This is a genomic window from Qipengyuania sp. (genome assembly GCF_043423005.1).
Classification (GTDB): Bacteria; Pseudomonadota; Alphaproteobacteria; order Sphingomonadales; family Sphingomonadaceae; genus Qipengyuania.
The window spans coordinates 1-17,197 of the sequence record NZ_JBHWMI010000071.1 but is presented as its reverse complement, the minus strand read 5'-3'; the positions used below and the strand labels follow the sequence as shown (position 1 = coordinate 17,197).

General features: G+C 62.6%; 20 protein-coding genes and 1 tRNA gene. 15 read left to right on the top strand and 6 right to left on the bottom strand.

Annotated elements, in window-relative coordinates; genetic code table 11:
* Window positions 1-160: 160 nt before the first annotated feature.
* Complete coding sequence (locus ACHFFA_RS10660) at window positions 161-1,885, bottom strand: FTR1 family protein (protein ID WP_394270822.1); 1,725 nt, start codon at window positions 1,883-1,885, stop codon at window positions 161-163.
* 202 nt (window positions 1,886-2,087) lie between these two features.
* Window positions 2,088-2,726 (bottom strand): cation transporter, encoded by a 639-nt coding sequence (locus ACHFFA_RS10655; RefSeq protein ID WP_394270821.1) that lies wholly within the window; start codon window positions 2,724-2,726, stop codon window positions 2,088-2,090.
* Between the two features lie 48 nt (window positions 2,727-2,774).
* Here ACHFFA_RS10655 and ACHFFA_RS10650 point away from each other — a divergent pair, with 48 nt between their 5' ends.
* A complete protein-coding gene (locus ACHFFA_RS10650; RefSeq protein WP_066764977.1) occupies window positions 2,775-3,182 on the top strand; it encodes a helix-turn-helix domain-containing protein in 408 nt (135 codons plus the stop codon).
* Window positions 3,183-3,357: 175 nt separating this feature from the next.
* Here the strand turns inward: ACHFFA_RS10650 and ACHFFA_RS10645 are convergent, their stop codons facing one another.
* Together ACHFFA_RS10645 and ACHFFA_RS10640 are read right to left on the bottom strand one after the other, a co-directional pair.
* Window positions 3,358-3,573: a hypothetical protein gene (locus ACHFFA_RS10645; protein WP_394270820.1), complete on the bottom strand. Its 216-nt coding sequence runs from the start codon at window positions 3,571-3,573 to the stop codon at window positions 3,358-3,360.
* Window positions 3,574-3,699: 126 nt separating this feature from the next.
* Window positions 3,700-3,960 (bottom strand): ParB N-terminal domain-containing protein, encoded by a 261-nt coding sequence (locus tag ACHFFA_RS10640; RefSeq protein WP_394270819.1) that lies wholly within the window; start codon window positions 3,958-3,960, stop codon window positions 3,700-3,702.
* A 190-nt stretch (window positions 3,961-4,150) separates the two neighbouring features.
* Between ACHFFA_RS10640 and ACHFFA_RS10635 the strand changes: the two genes are divergently transcribed.
* From ACHFFA_RS10635 to ACHFFA_RS10620, 4 genes are all read left to right on the top strand, one after another.
* Complete coding sequence (locus tag ACHFFA_RS10635) at window positions 4,151-4,366, top strand: DUF3489 domain-containing protein (protein ID WP_394270823.1); 216 nt, start codon at window positions 4,151-4,153, stop codon at window positions 4,364-4,366.
* Entirely contained in the window at window positions 4,363-4,770 is a 408-nt protein-coding gene (locus tag ACHFFA_RS10630; protein ID WP_394270818.1) for a DUF2924 domain-containing protein, read from the top strand. Before ACHFFA_RS10635 ends, ACHFFA_RS10630 begins: the two co-directional genes overlap by 4 nt.
* Window positions 4,770-6,374 (top strand): recombinase family protein, encoded by a 1,605-nt coding sequence (locus ACHFFA_RS10625; RefSeq protein ID WP_394270817.1) that lies wholly within the window; start codon window positions 4,770-4,772, stop codon window positions 6,372-6,374. The genes ACHFFA_RS10630 and ACHFFA_RS10625 overlap by 1 nt, the downstream gene beginning before the upstream one ends.
* A gap of 591 nt (window positions 6,375-6,965) precedes the next feature.
* Window positions 6,966-8,213: a tyrosine-type recombinase/integrase gene (locus ACHFFA_RS10620; RefSeq protein WP_394270816.1), complete on the top strand. Its 1,248-nt coding sequence runs from the start codon at window positions 6,966-6,968 to the stop codon at window positions 8,211-8,213.
* A gap of 7 nt (window positions 8,214-8,220) precedes the next feature.
* Here ACHFFA_RS10620 and ACHFFA_RS10615 read toward each other — a convergent pair whose 3' ends face one another.
* Window positions 8,221-8,802, bottom strand: coding sequence for a PEPxxWA-CTERM sorting domain-containing protein (locus ACHFFA_RS10615; RefSeq protein WP_394270815.1), 582 nt, complete (start codon window positions 8,800-8,802; stop codon window positions 8,221-8,223).
* A 303-nt stretch (window positions 8,803-9,105) separates the two neighbouring features.
* On the opposite strand from ACHFFA_RS10615, the gene ACHFFA_RS10610 reads away from it, so the two are divergent.
* The 8 genes from ACHFFA_RS10610 to ACHFFA_RS10575 all read left to right on the top strand — a co-directional run bounded on the left by ACHFFA_RS10610 (window position 9,106) and on the right by ACHFFA_RS10575 (window position 15,577).
* Entirely contained in the window at window positions 9,106-10,305 is a 1,200-nt protein-coding gene (locus ACHFFA_RS10610) for a hypothetical protein (RefSeq protein ID WP_394270814.1), read from the top strand.
* A 97-nt stretch (window positions 10,306-10,402) separates the two neighbouring features.
* Entirely contained in the window at window positions 10,403-10,591 is a 189-nt protein-coding gene (locus ACHFFA_RS10605; RefSeq protein ID WP_394270813.1) for a helix-turn-helix domain-containing protein, read from the top strand.
* Between the two features lie 181 nt (window positions 10,592-10,772).
* Entirely contained in the window at window positions 10,773-11,084 is a 312-nt protein-coding gene (locus ACHFFA_RS10600; protein WP_394270812.1) for a hypothetical protein, read from the top strand.
* Window positions 11,081-12,007 carry a toprim domain-containing protein gene (locus tag ACHFFA_RS10595; protein ID WP_394270811.1) on the top strand — a complete coding sequence of 309 codons (927 nt, stop codon included), beginning with the start codon at window positions 11,081-11,083 and terminating at the stop codon, window positions 12,005-12,007. Before ACHFFA_RS10600 ends, ACHFFA_RS10595 begins: the two co-directional genes overlap by 4 nt.
* Window positions 12,004-13,416 (top strand): phage/plasmid primase, P4 family, encoded by a 1,413-nt coding sequence (locus ACHFFA_RS10590; protein WP_394270810.1) that lies wholly within the window; start codon window positions 12,004-12,006, stop codon window positions 13,414-13,416. Before ACHFFA_RS10595 ends, ACHFFA_RS10590 begins: the two co-directional genes overlap by 4 nt.
* Before the next feature lie 611 nt (window positions 13,417-14,027).
* Window positions 14,028-14,381: an HGGxSTG domain-containing protein gene (locus tag ACHFFA_RS10585; RefSeq protein ID WP_394270809.1), complete on the top strand. Its 354-nt coding sequence runs from the start codon at window positions 14,028-14,030 to the stop codon at window positions 14,379-14,381.
* 130 nt (window positions 14,382-14,511) lie between these two features.
* Complete coding sequence (locus ACHFFA_RS10580) at window positions 14,512-14,934, top strand: GNAT family N-acetyltransferase (RefSeq protein ID WP_394270808.1); 423 nt, start codon at window positions 14,512-14,514, stop codon at window positions 14,932-14,934.
* Window positions 14,935-15,049: 115 nt separating this feature from the next.
* Window positions 15,050-15,577 (top strand): HIRAN domain-containing protein, encoded by a 528-nt coding sequence (locus tag ACHFFA_RS10575; protein ID WP_394270807.1) that lies wholly within the window; start codon window positions 15,050-15,052, stop codon window positions 15,575-15,577.
* A 145-nt stretch (window positions 15,578-15,722) separates the two neighbouring features.
* Here ACHFFA_RS10575 and ACHFFA_RS10570 read toward each other — a convergent pair.
* Window positions 15,723-15,814: transfer RNA gene (locus tag ACHFFA_RS10570), tRNA-Ser, on the bottom strand.
* Between the two features lie 268 nt (window positions 15,815-16,082).
* On the opposite strand from ACHFFA_RS10570, the gene ACHFFA_RS10565 reads away from it, so the two are divergent.
* Together ACHFFA_RS10565 and ACHFFA_RS10560 are read left to right on the top strand one after the other, a co-directional pair.
* Window positions 16,083-16,859: a DUF1134 domain-containing protein gene (locus ACHFFA_RS10565; protein ID WP_394270806.1), complete on the top strand. Its 777-nt coding sequence runs from the start codon at window positions 16,083-16,085 to the stop codon at window positions 16,857-16,859.
* Between the two features lie 69 nt (window positions 16,860-16,928).
* Window positions 16,929-17,197 (top strand): aminotransferase class I/II-fold pyridoxal phosphate-dependent enzyme (locus ACHFFA_RS10560; protein ID WP_394270805.1); only part of this gene is annotated, 269 nt, incomplete at its 3' end.

Sequence of the window (17,197 nt, the reverse complement as noted above, 5' to 3'; positions counted from 1 at the left end):
GGCCGTTAGCTGCCAGTCTGAAATGGAGCGACTCCAGGCGATAGCCGACGGTCCGCTTCGCGTCCCGCTAACATCGCGCTCGCCTCATCATTAGCGAGGACGTTGTCAGTTTCCGGCATTCCAGCCCGCGTTTTGCCTCCTCTACCTCAAGCGGCACATGCTAGGCTGCCCTCGCTGTCTGCGCTGCCCGCCAATTCAGCCAGAACCCGGCTGCAAGGGCGGCGGCCGTGAGTATTTGCGCAATCACCGTTTCCCTCGTCGGGATCAGGCCAAGCATGTCGACGTGTGGAACGGCGAGGAACGGGGTGACATCGATGATCCCGCCTTCCTGCAGTCCCCCGATGCCCTTCCCGGCGAGCACCACGGCGAGGATCGCAATGAGGATCGAGCTGTAGGTGAAGAACGTCGAGATCGGCAGCTGCCGGCTGTAGCGCAGCATGGCGACCGCAATGATGGCCAGAAGAACGGTCGCCGCCACCGCGCCGCCGGCAACGGCGCCGCCGTTTCCGTCTGTCCAGAGCGCGGTGTAGAAGAGGATGGTCTCAAACACCTCGCGATAGACCACGACGAACGTCAGGCCGAACAGGAACCACAATGACCGCTGGGATAGGGCGGCGCTCATGCGTTCGGCAATGTAGCGCTGCCATGCACCCGCCTGTGCCTTGCCGTGCATCCAGATGCCCACCGAGAGGAGGACAATGGCCGCGAACAGGGAGCCGAACCCTTCCGTGAGCTCCCGGCTCGCCCCGCTGATGCTGATCAGGTAGGTCGCTGCGAGCCAGGTGGCGGCGCCCGCCAAGAGAGCAGCGATCCACCCGCCATGAACGTAGCGCATGGCGTCCTGCCGCTCGGCCTTCCTGAGGAAGGCCATCATGGCGATGACGATGAGCAAGGCCTCGAGACCTTCGCGAAGCAAAACCGTGAAGGCCCCGATGAAGGACGACGCCGAACTGGCGTTTTCCGGCGCCATTTCCGTCTCGGCGTCGTCTAGCAGCCGCAGTACTTCGTCCACCTGCTGACGCACATTGCTCACCGGCTGCTGATCGTCGATCCTCGAGCGCAGCTCGGCCATTGCGGCTTCGATCGAGCGCATCAGTGCCCCGTTGCGCGCGGTCAGGATCGGCTCCACCGGCTCGAAGCCGTCGAGATACGCGGCGAGGGCGAGATCCTCGGCGCTGGAGAAATGACCCACTTCGTATGCAGCCAAGGCCTCTTGCAGCCGGTCCCGCGCAATACCGAGTGAGCGTTCCGCGCCGCTGCCAAGGACTTGCGGCTTTCCGCGAAGGAATGCCGTGAGGGCAGTGCCCTCAGCCGAACCGAGGCTTTGCTCGAGTTGCGCTGTTGTGAGGCTGACGAGCGCTCGCATGTCAGGCACGGCCGCTTGCGCCCGAGGGTTGGCCCAGACCTGCTGGCCACGGGCGGCGAGTTGCTCGGGGTAGGCATACCGCCCCACGTGGAAGGCCAAAGCCCAGCGGTCCTCCACCGGAAGATGGGCAAAGGACTCCATGGCGGTGCCCTCAAGCCCCTGTTCGATCACCTGGTAGAGCGCGAACACGCTCCGCTCTCGCGCCCGCGCCCGATCTGTAAAGTCGATCGGCGGCGGGTCCATGCCTGCCGACTCCAGCCCGCGGCCGTTCCCGCTTGCACCATGGCAACTCGAGCAGTGCTCCGCATAAAGGGCCGCGCCCCGGGCGAGATCTGGCGTCCCGGGAGGGGCAAGGGGCACCGGATAAGCTGCGAGGAGATCGCGCCCGAGCGCGCGTGCCGAGATGGCCACCTGAAGTGGAGGCGCTTTGGCGGCGATGATGTCCTGTAGTGTCTCGGCCTCGCTGACGAGCGACGCACGTGCTGTCGTGGGCGGGAGTTGCGCCAGCCGCTGCCGCACACTGGCCGAGAACTCGACCATCTCGACATACTCGGCCTCGTTGATGACACGGCCCTGCGCAACGGCTCCGGAGTAATCGACCGCGATGTAGTCGAGCAGCCGCCAGATGGTTTGCGCAGGGCGGTCTGTGCATGGGCCGGCGAGACTGCGGCAAACGCAAGCAGAACCATCAGGAACGCCTGGCGCAGGAAGCTCGCCGGCTTCATCGCGGCTCGCTCAGCTCCTTGCGAGCATCGCCGATGATCTCCCAGGCCGAATGGAGGAACACGACCGCGATCGCGGCCGCAACGAGGAGGTCCGGCCAGGCGCTTTCGAGCCAGAACACCAGCCCGGCCGCGATGATCACGGCCACGTTGTTGATCGCGTCATTGCGCGAGAACAGCCAGATCGCCCGCGCCTGTGCGTCGCCGCCTTCACGGAACTTCGCGAGGACCAGCGCCGCTGTGACGTTCACGGCCAGAGCCGCGATGCCGATGCCCCCCATCAGTTCGGCTTCCGGCGGCACCGCGTTCATCGCCCGCCACACGGCCATGCCAAGCACCCACACGCCGAGTAGCGCCAGGAAGATGCCCTGGGTGAGCGCGACCTTGGCCCGGGTCCTTTCAGCCCACGAGAGCGCGAGCAGACCGACGAAGGTGATCGAGCCGTCGCCGAGGAAGTCGAGGGAATCTGCCTTCAGCGCCTGACTGTCGGCGAGGAAGCCGCCGACCAGCTCGATCAGGCCGAAGCCCACATTGAGGATGACGACGATCCATAGCGCCCGGCGATAGGCCGGATCTCTCGCTGCTTTCTGCGTGTCGCCATGACAGCCGCAGCCGGATTCCTGGTTCGAATCACTCATGCGGGAGCCTATAGAACCTCCAGTCACTGGAGGATCAAGGGCGAGGCGATGGCGAGGCTGATGATTGGGGACCTGGCACGGCGGACGGGGACCAAGATCAACACGATCCGTTTCTACGAAGAGATTGCGCTGATGCCTCGGGCAACCCGGACCGATTCTGGCCGCCGCACCTATGATGAAGACGATGTCCGGCGGCTCGGCTTCATTCGCAATGGGCGGGAGCTCGGCTTCTCGACCGACGAGCTGCGGTCCCTGATCTCACTATCCGAGCAACCGGAGAGGGACTGCGGCGCCGCTGCTGCGATCGCTCGAAACCACCTCGCCGACGTCGACGCGCGGATTGCAAGGCTCCTCCGACTGCGGGAGGAGCTGCAGCAAGTCGCGACCACCTGCGAGGGGGGCCGAATGGCCGATTGCCGTGTTATCGATGGGATCGCTGATGGTGGCGTCTCTTGAGCTCGCCGCGGGTTCAGGAGAACGGGCGAGTATGATCGTTCTGCTGCGACTGGGTGCAGACCTGCCTCAACGGGACGACCACTTACCCACAGCAGACACTCACAGCTTTCGTTGTCGGCTGCTTCTGAACCGCGCGATTTAGCGACCGAATGTCGCACTTGGGGGCGCAAAGCAGTCATCCTCGCACCGCCCACCAATGCGGCCATTCAACCTTGTGCGGTGTGCGCGTCGCGTACCACACCTCCCGCTGCTCGACCTCGTCGAGACGACGATCACCCAACCTCGCCAGAGCTGCTTCGACGATCCAGGGATTGAGCTCCCAGTGAACGCGATGCTCGTCCGTAGGGTACTTATTGATCCCGAGCCCCAAGGGCTCGAGTATGGAATCCATGCCGAGAGACACAAGGTGGATTGCGATGACCTTGATAACATCATCGCCCCCTCCCCTACTTGTCCGCGCCTTCTCGATGGCTTCGAGCGAAGCACGCGCTGCCGCACTGTCGCCTGCGAGGCCTTTCTAGGTAAGCTGCAGGAGGAACGCTTCGGCTGCCGTAACACGGCGCTCGCGCCTATGGCCAGCGATGAGATTGCCGTGCTCGTCGGCGAGAATGGGGTTGGTAAAGCCGAACGCCTCTAATGAGGCGACGATCTGCGCGACCTGGCGCTTCGAGTGCGTGCGCGCATTTCTTGGGTCGGGGCTAAGGCTGGAAGGCGATCGATAGACCACTTCCAGCAGGCGGGTGGCAGACGCTTCTGCCTCTTGAACAGATGTGATCATTTGAAGAACATATCATGTCCGCTTCTTGGTCTGAAGGCAGGAGGCCGCTTATCCCCTGTGGATAACGGGGAGGGCCTGATTGGACTGGACTGTGCGCGGTATTCGAGCATTGCTGTGAGCCACGCCCGGCGAGCCGGGCTCGCTCCGGTAGCGGCGGCCGTTCCGGCCCTGCGAAACCGGAGTGAGCATCATGACCAAGACAACAACACCCACCAAGCTCGACCAGCTGGCCAAGCTGCTTGCGCGCAAGAACGGCGCATCGATCGCCGAGATGATGAAGGCCACCGGATGGCAACAGCACTCGGTGCGCGGCGCGCTGGCCGGTGCGCTCAAGAAGCGCGGGCTCGTCATAACGTCGGAGAAGATCGACGGCACCCGCCGCTACCGCGCCCAGACGCCATCATGAACAGCGAGGATGTCGAAGTAGCAGTCCTCGCGCTGACGGAGATGGACCTGGAAGCGCTGCGCGAGGCATGGAGGCGGTGCTTCGGCGCCCCTCCCCGCCTGCGCTCCGCGCCGATCCTGCGCCAGCTTATTGCATGGCGCTTGCAGGCCAACGCTCATGGCGGTCTCGATCCAGAAACCAAGAGGCTGCTCGCACGCTCAGGTCCAGTAGAGGCGGAAGGCAGGCACCTCGGCATCGGCGCGGTTCTCACCCGCAACTGGAAGGGGCGCGAAGTCAGAGTGACGGTCGAGGCAGATGGGTTCCGCTGGGGAGACGAAGTGTTCCCCAGTCTGTCGGCTGCCGCCACCGCCATCGCGGGCTCGCGCTGGAACGGGCCACGCTTCTTTGGCCTGCGAGACAGCTGATGGCGAGCAAGATCCAGCGTTGCGCCATCTACACCCGCAAGAGCTCCGAGGAAGGCCTCGAACAGTCGTTCAACAGTCTCGACGCCCAGCGCGAAGCATGCGCCGCCTATGTGCTGAGCCAGGCAAGCGAAGGCTGGGAAGCGTTTGGAGAGCATTACGACGATGGTGGTTGCTCGGGCGGCAATATGGAGCGCTCAGGCCTGAAGCGCCTTCTTGCCGATATCGAACAGGGGCATATCGACATCGTAGTGGTCTACAAGATCGACCGGCTCACCCGCTCGCTTGCCGACTTTTCCCGCATCGTCGAGGTGTTTGAGCGATACGCGGTAAGCTTCGTATCGGTCACTCAGTCGTTCAACACGACGAGCTCGATGGGTCGGTTGATGCTCAACGTGCTGCTGTCGTTCGCCCAGTTCGAGCGCGAGGTCACCGGCGAACGTATCCGCGACAAGATTGCCGCGTCCAAGGCCAAGGGGTTGTGGATGGGCGGCAACTTGCCGCTGGGCTATGACCTGCCCAGGGCCGGCACGCGCGTGCTGGAGGTCAATGATGCCGAGGCAGCGACCGTACGCCAGATCTTTTCACGCTATCTCGAGCTAGGCTCGGTCCATGCGCTGCAGCGCGAACTCGCCAAAGACGATATCAAGTCCAAGCAATGGACCACCGCCAAGGGCAAACACGTAGGCGGCGCGCCCTTCAGTCGCGGGGCACTGTTTCATCTGCTGCGCAACCCTGTCTATCTCGGAAAGATCCGCCACAAGGGCAAAGTCCACGAAGGCGAGCAAGACGCCATCGTCGGTGTCGAACTGTTCGACCGAGTCCAGCAACATCTCGACGCCAATGCCAGGCGCGATCGCAGCAAGGACGACCAGCGCGGGCTGAAGGCTCCGCTTACCGGCAAGCTGTTCGATGCCTCCGATGAGCCCATGAGCCCCACGACCTCGCGCGGCAAGTCGGGCCGCAAGTATCGCTACTATGTCTCGTCTTCGCTGCAGCAGGGACGAAGGTTCGACGACGACCAGCTTCGCCGACTCTCTGCCCCCGGGATCGAGCGCATAGTGTTCGGAGCACTCGAGCGATGGCTGCCACAAGTCGGCGATCCGCAAGCGTACCTTGCGCGGGTGCGGCTACGCCAGGATGGCCTGCTCATCGAGTTGCAGGAGGTGCGCGAAGCTGATATCGCGCTGCAGCTGTCGGGCGAGGAGCAGCTGCTCCAAAATACGCGCGATGGCGCGACGATTTTCGTGCCGCTCGCATTGCCGCTTCGCGGTGGTAGCCAACTTGTGGTGCGCGGCGCCCCGCAATCCCGAAGGCCCGACCCAACCCTGATCGCGGCATCGCGAAGGGCACATGCCATGCTTGGATCTGAACGCGGTCTGCCGACAATGCAGGTAGCCCCAACGTCACCTTATGATCGCATGATTCTGCGGCTCGCATTCCTTGCTCCCGATATCCAGCGCGACATCTTGCGCGGGGCACAGCCACGCGGATTCAATCTCGAGGCATTCAAGGCTATCGACGTCCCGCTCGCCTGGTCGAAGCAGCGCCAGGCGCTTGGATGGGACCAGGACATGGCTCCCTGTTCTGCTGAGAAAACTCCCTGATATTGGCGATGTCGCCCCCTGTTATGGCGATTAAATTCCCTGTTCCGTCGAAGAACAGGGAAACGCCATTTTCCAGCTTCTAAGCGACGGAAATCGCGGGGTAATTCTGGAGCGGTTTCGACCAGAAGGGCTCGAACTCGCCTGATTTGGGCCTGAAATTTGCAGTTTTCCCTGTTAATCCCTGTTAAACAGGGAAACCGAACCGATGCTGGGCTTGGCAGAGACCGGGCCGCGAATGGGGCCCTGATATCGCTCGAGAGACGCGCTCAACGATGCCGGCGATACGGAAGTGAGTGCGCAACGCCGCCTGTTCCGCGGGCTTGCGGCTAGTCCCTGTAACTAGAGACGAGTGCTGGGGGTGGGTGGCGGAGACGGAGTCCGCCGTACTATCTGCCGGATGCATCCAGATTGATCCATTAAAACCACGGGAGACCGTAGTTTTTCCTCAATTAGGCCTTTCGACCGTCCGCATGTGTTCCGTTGCGTTCCCATAAAACCGCGCTATTATCAGGGAACGGTTATGGGAACGGCTGCTATTTCCGCCAATGTGGCAGGACGCTGGCAAGTTCGATTCCCTGACAGGGAGCCGAAATGCCAAGGAAGCTGCACAACGCGCTAACCCCTCTCGCGGTGAAGAACGCCAAGCCAGGACGCCACGCCGATGGTGGCGGGCTGCATTTGCTGGTGAAGCCGACCGGTGCGCGGTCATGGGTTTATCGCTTCATGCTGGGCGGCAAGTCGCGGGACGTTGGCCTTGGCGCGGCTGGGCAAGGCGGCATGTCGCTTGCCGATGCGCGCGACGAAGCGGCGGCGCTGCGCCTCAAGGTCAAGGCGGGCATTGATCCGTTGGAGGAAAGGGACAGGGAGGCCGCTCAGGCGCTTGCAGCGGCTCAGGCTGCCAAGGTGGCTGGAACCACGTTCAGGGATGTTGCAACCGCCTATATCGCAGCGAATGAGGAAAGTTGGCGCAACCCCAAGCATCGCCAACAGTGGCGCAACACGCTCGAGACGTACGTCTATCCGGTGATCGGGGATTTGCCGGTTGCCGAGGTTGAAACCGCGCATGTGCTCAAGATCATCGAACCGATCTGGCGCGCCAAAGCTGAGACGGCGGCGCGCATTCGCGGGCGGATTGAAACCGTGCTCGATAGCGCCAAGGCGCGCGGTTATCGGCAAGGGGAGAACCCGGCGCGCTGGCGCGGGCACCTTGCGCAAATCCTGCCCGCCCGCACCCGGCTGTCGCGCGGCCACCACAAGGCCCTTCCCTATGAGCAAATCGCGGCTTTCGTCTGCGCGCTGCACAAGCGGGAAGCCGTGGCGGCGCTGGCGCTCGAGTTTACGATCCTCACCGTTGCCCGCTCTGGCGAGGTGATCGGTGCAACTTGGGCAGAGGTTGACTTGGACAAGGCAATCTGGTCGATCCCAGCCGACCGCATGAAGGCCGCGAAAGAGCATCGCGTCCCGCTTTCGCCGCGCGCTGTTGCAATCCTCGAAAGCCTCCAGCCGCTTGGCAGCGATTATCTGTTCCCCGGAGCGAAGGGCGGCAAGTTGTCCGGTATGGCGATGGCCATGCTCATGCGCCGCATGAAGGTTGACGCGACCGTGCACGGTTTTCGTTCGGGCTTCCGCGATTGGGCAGCCGAATGCACCGGCTATGGTCATGAGGTTGCCGAAATGGCCCTTGCTCATACGATCGAGAACAAGGTTGAGCGGGCCTATCGGCGCGGCGATCTCTTCGATAAGCGGCGGCGACTCATGAACGATTGGGCAAAGTATTGTGCCATTCACGCTGCGGCTGGCGGCAATTTAGTGCCGCTTAGAAACAGGTGTGAAGCTTAAGCGCTTTTCAGCTGTAGGAAATGCGAATTGCCTTACCGTGTTTAGCTCGACGCATAGCCCCGCCCACGGTTCCAAAACCAAGTATCAAAAGTGCCCATGTCATTGGCTCGGGGACTGCTGTCGCGTAAAAATATCCTGAAATATTCGGGCGGGAGAAGGTCGTAGTAGTCCCATCTATAGTTGCGGAAGCGTTTTCTACTCCCATACGGTCCCACCCCCTTCTGGGGTAAGACACGGTGGACAAACCAAATGAGGTCGCACCGTCGCTGATGCGGAAAACAAATTGATCAGTAATCCACTGATAAAAGCCATCGCGACTGTTAAATGAACTTGTCGTGATTACGTTCTCAGGAGTTATAGTCGTATCGCCCACACGAACGAAACCGTGCACCCATTCAAGATACACAACTACGTCGTCGGGAATATCTTCCTCCGATTGTTCCCGAAATAGAAATGATCCTCGACCTTCAATCTCTAATCCCGTCACGGGATCAACACCTCGAAAGCTCCCTTTGACATAGGTCGCAGCATCTGCCGATGCTGAGACCAGGGCTAAAGACGCAGCCAACGGGAAGAAAGCGAGACGCATTTGATTCTCCTTCTGGTAACCATGATTTACAGGATACAATCAGGAAAGTCGATCGAATATATTCGGAGACGTTCAGGCAGGGCCAATACGGTTCCCTTTTATCCCCCGGACCCACGTTAGGCTTTTGGGCAAAGAGGACTGACCCCTTTCGGCGTGCCGGCGAATATGAGGATGGTTCCGCGGCGCGGCTGGAAAGCTGCCATGTGAGGCCATAGAAGCTGTGGCGGGGATAGGCCGGCCAGCCGACAAGCGCGCTTCCCACGCGCTTCCCCGTTTTGCCATGGGATCCGCTGGGGAGGCGGTATGGATCGATCTGACGAGAAGTTTATCCTATTGAACCATGCCCGTGATGAATTGCGGCAGCATTTGGCGGTTGATGCTGGCCTTGAGCCAATGGACGCGCGTGTCCTGGAAAGCGATATTCGCGAGATCGATGAAGCGAACCGCGCTAACTGCCGAGAGACTATGAATCGCTGTCGCGACCTCGCGCACGAAAAGCTGGCCGGTCAAATCTCAGGATCGAAAGTCGCTGTCTGGCGTGAGGGTGAGAACGGCCAGATGCTTGTGGCTGCACCCGGTTGGGCTTGCGATTGTTTTGACGGAGAGAACGGGCTGTGTGCCGATCGCCTTTACCTCAAGAGCGACGACTGGCGCACGTTGTTGAACGAGCTTTCAAGCGCGCAATCGCGAGATTACCTCGACGCGAGGCGAACATTCGCCGAAGCGAACCGTCGCATTCCCGCGCATCGACTGGTGGATGTAACACGTTATCGTGCAGTAAGCGCTTTCACCCGCGACGACCCAGCCAATATCGCCCCATGGTGGAGTGTCGTTCAGGCGCTGGCTTGGATCGCTACCCGCATTCCCGCCTATGTCGAATACATCGGCAAGTTGGAGGCTGACGAGCCGGAAGAACATGGACGCTACATTGTCCATTTGATTTGCGAATCTCAGGTTGCCGAGAGCGACGAGGGTAAGGCGTTCATGGAGACCCGCCGCGCAGGGTGGCCCGATGGCGCTTTTCTTGCCCACGCCGGTCGCGACCTGCTGGATAAAATTCTCGCTGGTGAGGTTCGCCCCATGGCTCGCCAGAATGACCAGGGCCGGGAAATGCGGACTGAGGAATTTGTAGGGATCGGCGCACGAGCAACGGGAGGCGATTGGCTCGATCTCGATCCCCAGCCGCTCTTCTCGTCCGCTGAGGTTATCGCCGCTTTCCCGTCGGATGGTGGTGCCATCGAGGCCGCCCCTGAGGCCAAGCGAGAGGTGCAAAAAAAGTCCCCAGGCAGAACCAAGGGGACGGGTTATCAGCGTGCCGACGAACCCCTACTCGCCAAGATGAAAGAGGCGATAATCAGTGACCCGTCCCTCAATGCAACGTCAGCCGCGAAGCTCTTTGCCGACGAAGCTAAGGGCGCAAGCTGGGAAGCGAAATGGGATCGGCTCGCACGGGAGTTTCGCCGACGGGCGGGGAAAAAAGGGATTAAATCTCAGTCCCGCTAAATCTCCATTATCCGCGATTCAACGCCGGACGGACCCGGCCTAATTGGTTGCCCCATGAACGCTGGCACCCCGCCAGCGCGACAAGTGGAGCAATCAAATGCACACCGAAACCGCCGATCCCCCCAAGATCGCCTATTCGATCAAAGAAGCCTGCAAGGCGTCCAGCTTGGGGCGCACCACCATTTATTCGCACATTGCGGCGGGGCGCTTGCTCGCACGGCGCATCGGCGGGCGCACTGTCATTCCGGCGGACAGTCTGCACGCGCTTATCGCGGGGGAGGCATGAGCTATGCCCCAGAAAAGCAAAACCCCGGCTGGCACCGGGGCTTCGCGCGATAGCTTTGCGGGCCTGTCGCTTCCCCTCTCTAGCCTTGGCACGATCCAATCGCAATTCCTGATCGCAGCGCATCACGTCCGGCCGGAAATGGCCGCGATGATCGCCGCGCTCGCTTTCGGGGGAGGCGAACATGGCTGATCGCTATCCCGACATTCCCGGGGGGAAAGGCCCGGACGGAACAAGCCAAGACGCTGCCGAGGCAATCGCCCCGACCGTCTCGCACCTTCGCCGTCTTGCTATGCGCTTGCTGGCACGGCTGGGGGAGGCAACCCCGTTGGAGGCCGTGGCAATATCCGGCGTCGCGCGGGAATCACTGCAGCCGCGCTTTTCGGAACTGCGGGCCATGGGGCTGATCGAACCGACTGGCGCGCGGCGGCGCAATCCCAGCGGCAAGAGCGCATCCGTGCTCAGGCTCACCGATAAAGGGAGGGCCGCGCTGTGATCGTCGATATTGAAGCGATAGCGCGCCACTATGGCGGCAAGGTCTGCAAGGGCAATGCGCTGATCCCGACGCCGGGCCATTCTGTCCGCGACCGGGGCACCGCGATCAAGGCGAGCGCGGGCGCGCCCGATGGATGCCTTGTCGCTTGCTACAATGGCACTCAGGCCGACGCGCTGGCGGTCAAGGAAATGCTGCGCGCGGACGGGTTTCTGTCGCAGTCCGCGTCCGCGCGCGCGTTATCTGCGGCAGAGAGGCGATCAATCCGGCGGGCCGAGCGCGAGCGCGAAAGCGCCCGGCTGAAGGCGGAGCGCGCGGCGGTGGACGAAGCGGCGGCGGTTTGGGCCGATGCCGGACTTGCCGATCCCGCGCACCCCTACCTCACCGCAAAGCGATTGGAGCCGTTCGGCATTCGGCAGGCGGGGCGCGATTTGCTGGTGCCGATGGTCGATCCCGACTTTCGCCTGTGGAACGTCCAGCGCATTCGCCCCGATGGCCGCAAGCTGTTCGGCAAGGGCGCGCGCACGGCGGGTCTGTTCTGGTCGCACGGCGCGTTCTGGCAGGATGGCAGTCCGTCCGATGGCCCGCTGGCGATCGGGGAAGGCTTTGCGACCATGGCGGCGATCCATGCGGCAACCGGGTTAGGGGTTGTCGCGGCGCTGTCCGCCCGCAATCTCGAGCCGGTCGCCGTAGCGATGCGGCAGGCATTCCCGAGGCGTGAACTGATCGTGGCGGCGGACGATGATCGTCACTTGCCTCGCAACCTTGGCCTAGAAGCCGCTTTGAGGGCCGCGAGCGCGATCGGCGGGCTTGTAGCGACCCCAAGGCCTGAAACGACTCCAGAGGCCTCTAGCGCCGATTTTGCGGACATTCCGCGCGACGAGGTCGCTGGTCGCATCGAATCGGCGCGGGAGGCGGTGCGATGAATGCCCGGGCCATTCTCGACTTTGCCACGGTTCCGCCGGACGAAGCGGCGGCGCGTATCGCTCGCAACGCACCGGCACCGCTGGTCCAGCCGGGCAGTTTCAGCCCGGAACGCGGCCCGACCGAGGAATCGCTTGCCCGCGAATGGGTCGCGATTCATGGCGCAAACTGGCGATTCGATCATACCGCGCACAAATGGTTTCACTGGGACGGCCAGCGATGGGCGCGGGATGACTGCCGTTTGGTGAGATACCTGATTGCCGAGCACCTGCGCGCGGCTGGTGCAGCGACCAAATCTCCGGCCATCGCCAGCTCGAAAACCGCGCGCGGGGTGGAGGCATTCACGATCGCGCACCCGGCGATCGCCCTCACCAACGAGCAATGGGATGCGGACCCTTGGCTACTAGGCACCCCGGCGGGCACGGTCGATCTGCGCACCGGGGCGCTAAGTGCGGCGATGCCAGAATCCCATATAACCAAGCTGGTCGCTGTTGCACCCGGCGAGGGCACACCGGCGCTCTGGCTCCGGTTTCTTGACGAGGCCGTGGCGGGCGATGCGGCGATGATCGCATTCCTCCAGAAATGGTGCGGATATTGCCTCACTGGCTCGACAGAGGAGCACGCCTTCGCTTTCATCCATGGGCCGGGCGGCAACGGAAAATCGGTTTTCCTGAATGCCGTGGCGGGTATCCTGAGCGAGTATGCCGCGACGGCGGCGATGGAGACATTTTCGGAATCGCGGGGCGATCGGCACTCGACCGAGCTGGCGATGCTGAAAGGCGCACGGCTGGTGACGGCGAGCGAAACCGAACAAGGGCGCGGATGGGCAGAGGCCAAGGTGAAGGCCATAACCGGCGGCGATCCGATAACCGCGCGGTTCATGCGGCAGGACAATTTCACGTTCCGCCCGGCGTTCAAGCTAATGATCGCGGGCAACCATGCACCTTCGCTGCGCAATGTTGACGAGGCGATGCGGCGGCGGCTCAATATCCTGCCCTTCGTCGTCAAACCGGCGCGGCCCGATCCCCAGCTTGAAGGCAAGCTGCGCGAGGAATGGCCGCAAATCCTCGCCTGGATGATCGCCGGTTGCATCGCGTGGCAGGCTGGCGGGTTGGATCGCCCCGAGGCCGTCAACGGCGCGACCGAACGATATTTCAGCGATCAGGACATGTTCGGCCAATGGCTCGACGAGCAATGCGAATGCGCCGCCGATAAGTGGGAACTGCCCACCCCGCTTTTTCGCGCATGGTGCGACTTCGCGCGTGAAGCTGGCGAGGTCGCCGGGTCACAAAAGGACTTCAAGGCATCGCTGGAACGACGCGGCATCATCGCCGGAAAGACGAACGGGATGCGAATTTATCGCGGCGTATCGCTGCGCGCCGGGTCGATCAGGGACAGCAGGGACACGTAGGGACGCCAGATACCGATGACACTTAGGCGCGCGCGTGATGTCGATAATGGCGTTTTGGCGTCCCTTGGCGTCCCTGTTTGCGAAAAACGGCGGAAAACCGCCATTCCTGAGGGACACGAAAGGGACGCCTGCCGTCCTTCTCTCACGACCCTCGCCACAGAATTGACCGGGAAAGGATGAACCGATGGCGAAACGAGCGGCAAAATCGACCAATGCAGGGGCGAACAAGGAGCCGACTTTGAACGTGACGGTTGACGAGGGAAAGACAACCGAGCGCGCTCTAGCGGAGACCGCACTGGAGCCAGCGGCGCACGCCATGGCGACGGCCAGGCTTTTCAATTCGGGCAGCTTCGGGCGAAATATCGAGATAGGCGAAACCTATCAGGTAATCCGCGACGATATGAAAGCGGTGGCGACTGGCGATCTGTCGCACCAACGGCAGATGCTGGCCGCTCAGGCAACCGCGCTCAATTCGATTTTTACGGAAATGTCGCGCCGGGCGGCGGCCAACATGGGCGAATATCTCGCCGCGACTGAAACCTACTTGCGGCTAGCGTTCAAGGCCCAGGCACAAAGCCGCGCGACGATCGAAGCACTCGACAAGCTGGCAAATGGCCGGGTGCAGACAGTTAAACACCTGCACCTCGATAACCGGGGCGGGCAGGCTGTCATTGCAGAGAACGTCCACACCGGGGGGAAGGGAAATGGAAAAGTTGACGATCAATCCCATGCAACTGCAACCGGAGCGGCTGGCAATGGCCCCGCGTTGCTTGGCGCGGACGCGGGCGGGAACGGAGTGCCAATCGCCAGTCGTAAAGGGCAAGCGACGGTGCCGGATGCACGGCGGGACAAATCCGGGCGCGCCTAAGGGCAATCGGAACGCATGGAAGCACGGGGGCCGATCGGCTGACGCTATGGCAGCGGCTCGATACCTTAGAGAGTTGGCGCGGCTGGTTTCCGAATAATCCGCCTGAAACCTGCCAGTCCGCAAACGACCCCATCGCGGACATTGCAGAGCGGCTAACGCTGCCTTGCGCCCAGACAGCTGCCGAGTGGCCTATATGCCTGGCGGAACTTGCCTGTTACCAGAAGTGAATGGGCCTGCGAATCACCATTCCGAACAACCCCACCGCTGCCGATCGCGAGGCCGTGGGTGCACCGCTTTTAGCGTATAACAGCGCTCATGGTAGGGACCCGCGTCTTCGCACGGTGGCGATCCTTCTTACCGACGAGGATGGTCAGCATGTGGGCGGCCTTTGGGGCAAGATTGTCTACGACTGGCTCTTCGTGGAATGGCTAGCGGTGCCGGAACGGTATCGCGGTCTGGAGCTTGGAACCCAGTTAATGCACGAGGCCGAGAAGATCGCTCAAGCGGACGATTGTGTGGGACTCTGGTTAGATACCTTCGAGTTCCAGGCGCGGGGATTTTATGAGAAGCTCGGTTTCGAGGTGTTCGGAACGCTCGAAGATCACCCTATAGGGCAGTCTCGATACTTCTTTCGTAAGCGCATCCGGTAACGTCGGCTAGCCACCTCATGTCTGACGTTGCGCGGGCGCTGATCATCCGCCGATAGCTGCCCTTCGCCTTCATCGATGGTTTCTCTCGCGCCGCTTAGGAGGTAGCAAAGCTCGCATGAGCAAGCTCCCAAGCCGCAAAAAATCTTTTGATGTAGTCGGAGAATCCCGGTCCAGTCGCGATGGGACCCCTCGCCAGCTTCTACTCCTGCGGTGCGAGCCGGGTGATCCGATTGTACTAGAACGGCAGCCTGATAACGAACATGATCCCAACGCCATCCTTGTTGTTTGGCAAGGCCACGATCTCGGCTACTTAGCCAGAGAGGATGCAGCGGCGGTCGCGTCCGCTCTAGATGAAGGTCGGGCTTACCAAGCGAACATTCACAAGCTGACGGGCGGGTCAGCAGATTATCCATCTTACGGCCTGAAAGTAGCTGTCGCTTGGGACGGCGCTCCCCTTCCCGAGGCTCGATCTCTTACCATTGCCCAGCTCGCCTCCCGAAGAGGGAGGATTGCGGTGCAAGGACGGGAACGCGACGCTAAGGGCGCATTCACCGCTCGCGCTGAGGATCGAAACCGTGGTTGCTTCGGATTGGTCTTGATGGCCATCGCGATCCCCGCTGCCGCTCTGTGGCAGGGTTTCTAATGATGTAATTGGGGGCCGCCGTGCGGGTGCAAGGAGAATTAGTGCGTCCGCGTGCGATCCGCGAACCAAGGGCGCGCCTTATTGGGGAACGGTTTTGGGAACGGACGGGCGTTCTCATAGAAAACCTAAGCAAAGCAAAGGAAGGTGGCGGAGACGGAGGGATTCGAACCCTCGATACCCGTTACCAGGTATGGCTCCTTAGCAGGGAGCTGGTTTCAGCCACTCACCCACGTCTCCGCATTCGCGTCTTGGCTGCGAGGGCCGCGCTATAGACAGGCGGCTGGCGCCCTTCAAGCGCGAATGATGCGCGCCCAAGCGAACAGCGGCAGGCTGCCGTCCGCCCCCCGCCACCTGCTGCCCCGCTCGCCGTCTGCCGCCGCGGCCTGGCGCAGGGCCGAATCGGTTCATCGTCGCGTCATTGCGGTTGTGCTGCTATGTGCCATTCATATCGATGCCATCGCGGACGCAGGGGACGGCGCCGGGATCGCACAGGGAAGGGACGGATATGCTTTTCGCCAGACATTTCGCCATTGCAGCGGCCGGGCTCGCCGCGGCCCTTGCGGCCCCGCTCGCCGCCCAGATCGAGACGGTCGATCCCGACCAGACCTATGAGGCCCCGATCGACGGCGATCTCGAACTGTCGCCGCAGGATCCGGACGGGTCCGATCCGGTCACGGTACCCGCCCCCGGCGCCCCTGTCTCCGCGCCCTCGCCCGCCGAGCAGCCGCAATGGTCGGAGCAGACGGCGGAGGCCGCCGCCAGCCGCGCGGCCAGCGGGCCGATCGTCGAGGATCCCTCGACCACCTTCCGCGAGGACGATCTCATCGGGGCTGCCGAAGGCCTGTTCGGCAAGGGCGCCGAAGGGGTCGCCGGCATGATCCGCAAGCTGCTGGCCGATCAGGGCGAGCCCAACGGCTACATCGTCGGCCGCGAGGCGGGCGGAGCATTCATCGTGGGCGCGCGCTATGGCTCGGGAACGCTGTTCCACAAGGTCCAGGGGCAGATGCCGGTCTACTGGACCGGGCCGTCGATCGGCTTCGATGCCGGTGCCAACGCCGGCAGCACCTTCGTGCTCGTCTACAATCTCTACGATACCGAGGAACTCTACGAGCGCTATCCGGCCGCCGAAGGGCAGGCCTATGTCGTCGGCGGGCTGACGGCGAGCTACCTGCGCAAGGGCGATGTGGTGCTGATCCCGATCCGCGTGGGCGCCGGGCTGCGGCTTGGCGTGAATGCCGGCTACATGCGCTTTTCCAGGGAGCAGCGCTGGCTGCCGTTCTGACCCGCGGGCGGCCCGCAGGGCGGGCGGAACGGGCTTGCGGCAGGCACCGGATGGCGACAAAGGATCGCCATGCTCGATACGCTCATGCCGCAGCCGGCCGATGCCCTCCTCGCCCTTATCAAGAGCCACGCCGCCGATCCGCGGCCGGGCAAGATCGATCTCGGCGTCGGGGTCTACCGCACCGATAGCGGGGCGACCCCGGTGTTCGCCGCGGTCAAGGCGGCCGAACGGCTGCTGCTCGAGCAGCAGGACAGCAAGAGCTATCTCGGCCCGGAAGGCGATCTGGCCTTCGTCGAGGCGCTGAAGCCGCATGTCTTCGGCACCGCCCTCGGCGATCC